Annotated in this window: 1 protein-coding gene; it reads left to right on the top strand. The window is 40.1% G+C overall.

Features of this window, described 5'->3' with window-relative positions; all coding sequences use genetic code 11:
• The first annotated feature begins 42 nt into the window (after positions 1-42).
• Positions 43-2,334 carry an NADP-dependent malic enzyme gene (locus AC1WHX_RS11895; RefSeq protein WP_022390143.1) on the top strand — a complete coding sequence of 764 codons (2,292 nt, stop codon included), beginning with the start codon at positions 43-45 and terminating at the stop codon, positions 2,332-2,334.
• Positions 2,335-2,403 lie beyond the last annotated feature (69 nt).

Below are 2,403 nucleotides of genomic sequence, written 5' to 3' on the forward strand. Positions count from 1 at the left end.
GAATTATCATTCTATTTACATTACATATATAATTTACAGCATATGTCAAAAGTAACGAAAGAAGCAGCCCTTTTATATCATAGTCAGGGCAAACCCGGGAAAATAGAAGTTGTTCCCACTAAACCATACAGCACACAAATGGATTTATCACTCGCTTATTCTCCCGGTGTGGCCGAACCATGCCTCGAAATAGAGAAAGATCCACAAAAAGCATACGAATATACATCTAAAGGCAATTTGGTCGCTGTTATATCAAACGGAACGGCAGTGTTAGGATTAGGTGATATCGGTGCATTAGCAGGAAAACCGGTAATGGAAGGAAAAGGTCTTCTGTTCAAAATATTTGCAGGGATAGATGTTTTTGACATCGAAGTAAACGAAAAAGATCCTGAAAAATTTATCCAAGCCGTAAAAGCCATTGCCCCAACATTCGGAGGAATTAATCTTGAAGACATAAAAGCTCCCGAATGTTTCGAGATCGAAAATCGGTTGAAAGCTGAACTATCCATACCCGTAATGCATGATGATCAACACGGTACAGCTATTATATCCGGAGCTGGATTGTTAAATGCACTCGAAATACAGGGTAAAAAAATCGAAAACGTAAAGATCGTCGTTAACGGAGCCGGAGCTTCAGCCAGTTCATGTACAAAATTATACATGATGTTGGGTGCGAAAAAAGAAAATATCGTAATGGTTGACAGTCGTGGAGTGATAAACCAAAAGCGTACCGACCTGAACGAATCGAAAAAACAATTTATCACAGATCGGGATATTGATACCTTAGAAGAAGCTATGCGGGGTGCGGACGTGTTCCTCGGACTTTCTAAAGCGGACGTATTAAGCGTTGAAATGGTTCGTTCCATGAACGAGAAACCAATCGTTTTTGCATTAGCCAATCCAAATCCGGAAATTGCATATGATAAAGCCAAATCTTCTCGTCCTGATTTAATTTTTGCGACAGGTCGATCAGACTATCCAAATCAAATCAACAACGTTCTCGGATTCCCTTACATATTCAGAGGAGCTCTCGATGTAAGAGCAACTTGTATTAATGAAGCAATGAAATTAGCGGCAGTTTATGCCATTGCAGGATTAGCTAAAAAACCTGTTCCTGATGTCGTTAATGCAGCATATAATCTGAAACGAATAAGTTTCGGCCCGGAATATATTATTCCCAAACCTCTCGATCCCCGTTTACTCACAACCGTTGCTCCGGCAGTTGCAAAAGCAGCAATCGAATCTGGCGCTGCAGCTCCAATAATAACCGATTGGGATGCTTATGAAAGTAAATTGAGAGCTCTAATGGGATATGATAATAAAATGATACGTCGGTTCACCGAAATGGCTGTTCAGAATCCAAAACGTGTCGTATTTGCCGAAGCCAATCACGCCAATATGCTTTCGGCTGCCGTTACTGCTTATCAAGAAGGTATCTGTTTCCCGATCTTACTGGGGAATACCGACTATATACATAGTGTAGCCGAACAAAACGGTTTAAATCTCGATGGCCTTGAAATCGTAAATTTACGAAGTGGCGAAGAAACGGAACGTCGTGAAAAATATGCAAAAATATTAGCACAGAAACGTCAAAGAGAGGGTATCACTTTAGACGAAGCTCGAGAAAAAATGTTCGACCGCAACTATTTTGGAATGATGATGGTAGAAGTAGGCGATGCCGATGCATTTATTACCGGAACTTATACCAAATATACCGAAACCATACAAATTGCAAAAGATGTTATCGGTATTCGGGAAGGTCATAAACATTTCGGAGCAATGCATATCATGAATACCAAAAAAGGGACTTATTTCCTTGCCGATACACTCATCAACCGCCATCCCGACTCAGAGACATTAGTAGATATTGCCCGCTTAGCCCGTCATGCCGTAAAATTCTTTGCCCACGAGCCTGTTATGGCAATGGTATCTTATTCTAATTTCGGCGCTGACAATACCGGTAGTCCGGTACAAGTGCATGAAGCGGTCAGAGAAATGCAGGAAAATTATCCTGAATTGGCAATTGACGGAGAAATGCAAATCAATTTCGCTCTTAATACAACCCTGCGAGATAAAACATTCCCGTTCAACAAATTGGCAGGGAAAGAAGTAAATACACTCATTTTCCCGAATTTAAGCTCAGCCAATTCGGCATATAAGATGTTATTGGAAATGGGATTAGCAGAGTCTATCGGACCGATTCAAATGGGATTAAACAAACCTATACATTTTACGGATATCGAAAGTTCTTCAAGAGATATAGTCAATTTGACGACTGTTGCCGTTTTGGATGCCATAGTACAAGAAGAAATCAGCAAATCAAAACAAAAATAAAAATATCCGATAACAAAATGGGGGCGACCCAAAAGATTTTTTTAGAGTTCGGTCTCTTTTTCTTTTATA

Source organism: Coprobacter sp. (assembly GCF_982436375.1).

Excerpts from the sequence above, each read along its gene's own strand:
- AC1WHX_RS11895 (WP_022390143.1), top strand. The coding sequence starts at position 43 with ATGTCAAAAGTAACGAAAGAAGCAGCCCTTTTATATCATAGTCAGGGC.